Source organism: Mesorhizobium sp. M5C.F.Ca.IN.020.32.2.1 (assembly GCF_004023105.1).
Classification (GTDB): domain Bacteria; phylum Pseudomonadota; class Alphaproteobacteria; order Rhizobiales; family Rhizobiaceae; genus Mesorhizobium; species Mesorhizobium wenxiniae.
This window is the reverse complement of sequence record NZ_RZSX01001083.1, coordinates 1-1,843: the sequence shown is the minus strand read 5'-3', so window position 1 is coordinate 1,843 and position 1,843 is coordinate 1. Positions and strand designations below refer to the sequence as shown.

The 1,843-nt window shown below is 61.7% G+C and carries 2 protein-coding genes; one reads left to right on the top strand and one right to left on the bottom strand.

The features are described from left to right. Positions 1-1,191 (top strand): phosphonate ABC transporter, permease protein PhnE (gene phnE, locus EOA86_RS33080; protein WP_128345409.1); only part of this gene is annotated, 1,191 nt, incomplete at its 5' end. A 19-nt stretch (positions 1,192-1,210) separates the two neighbouring features. Here phnE and EOA86_RS33075 read toward each other — a convergent pair. Continuing rightward, positions 1,211-1,843, bottom strand: a 633-nt coding sequence (locus EOA86_RS33075) for a sugar phosphate isomerase/epimerase family protein (protein ID WP_164892254.1), incomplete at its 5' end; no start/stop codon positions are given.

Genomic DNA, 1,843 nt, shown 5'->3' with positions numbered 1-1,843 from the left:
AAGTCATCGCAGGACTCGTTTATGGCGCCCGGCGCGCCGACCGCCGAGAACCCGGCCGCCCCGTTGGGCCAATCCGCTCCGGCTGCACCTGAAACGGTGCGCGAAAACGCCGTTGTGGCGGCGACTGTCACCCTTGGCAATGGCCGGATCGCCATCACGCCAAACCTCGTCGCCGTGACGCGCGGCGCCGAAAGCGTCATCTTCGATATTGCCAAGGACAGTTCTGTCACGCCGCGCACACCGCTGCCCGACTGGATCGAGCAACGCAGGCCAGGCTCGACAGCCTACGTCTCGTTCGGCTTTCTCGGCCGCGCCGAGGTGCAAAATGACGAAGTCGTCGCCTGGAGACGTTTCTTCGGCTGGGCCAATTTCGTCTTTGACACGAACTCGCCATTCTGGGGAAAGCCGTTCGGCGAGGTCGCGTCACTGATCGTCTCCGGGGCCCGCATCGACCCGTCACGGTCAAACGCAGCGCTCGCCTGGCACAACATCCTCAACAACGCCGAGTGGCAGCATGGAGACGTCTGGCTGAAACTCTTGCAAACCATCGTCATGGCTTTTGTCGGCACGGTGCTGGCCTCGATCGTCGCCTTTCCGCTCGCCTTCCTGGCTGCACGCAACGTCACGCCGAGCCGGATCGCCAACCAGGTGACAAAACGCTTCTTCGATTTCCTGCGCTCGGTCGACATGCTGATCTGGGCGCTGTTCTTCACCCGCGGCTTCGGTCCGGGACCGCTGGCCGGCATGTCGGCCATCTTCTTCACCGACACCGGAACCCTCGGCAAACTCTACTCCGAGGCGCTGGAAAACATCGACGACAAGCAGCGCGAGGGCATCCGCTCGGTTGGCGCCACGCCGGCAATGGTGCAGCGTTACGGCGTGCTGCCCCAGGTTCTGCCGGTATTCCTTAGCCAATCGCTCTATTTCTGGGAATCGAACACCAGGTCAGCGACGATCATAGGGGCTGTCGGCGCCGGCGGCATCGGTCTGAAATTGTGGGAGGCCATGCGCACCAATACCAATTGGGCCAATGTTTTCTATATGGTTGTGCTGATCCTTGTTGTCGTCTTTATCTTCGACAACATTTCCAGTTTTCTTCGCCGCAAACTGATGGGGACAGTCGGAAACGGCAATGACGAGCGGCGCGAGCGCGCGCCCGCCGGCCTGCCACCGGCGGCTCAGATCGCCTGAGAGGAAGCTCGGCTGCGTCCTAAGCACCAGCCTTTTTCCAGCCGCTCCTGATATGCTTGTAGCCGTCGCGGTAGACGACTTCCGGGCTTTCCGAAAAATCGCGCCAGACCTTGGTTGCCGCCGCCAAATCCTTCAGCGAGCGGCCGAAGGCCTCGATCGTCAGCCAGTCGTCATAGCCGCTCTTGCGGATGGCCGAAAACGTTTCCTTCCACGGAATGTGGCCGCGCCCAGGTACGCCGCGATCATTCTCCGAAATATGGATATGGACGACATTTTTGTGGTTGCGCGTATAGGCGCCGATCGGGTCGGCCTCCTCGATATTGGCGTGGAACGTGTCGTACATCGCCTTGATATGCGGCCGGTCGATAGCGTCGATATGCTCGGACAGATCGTCCATCGTGTTCAGCAGGTAGCACTCGAAGCGGTTGAGCGCCTCCAGCCCGATGGTGACGTTCCTCTCGCCGGCATGGTCGCCGATGGCGCGTTGCGAGGCAACGGAGCGCTTCTTCTCCGCCGCCGTCGGCCCACTACCGGAGAAGGCGCCCAGTGTCGAATGCAACGGGCCGCTCAGCGTTTTGGCGCCGAGCGCAGCCGAGCAGTCGATCGCCCACTTCATATAGTCGATGCCGGCCTTGCGCGTTAAACCATCGGC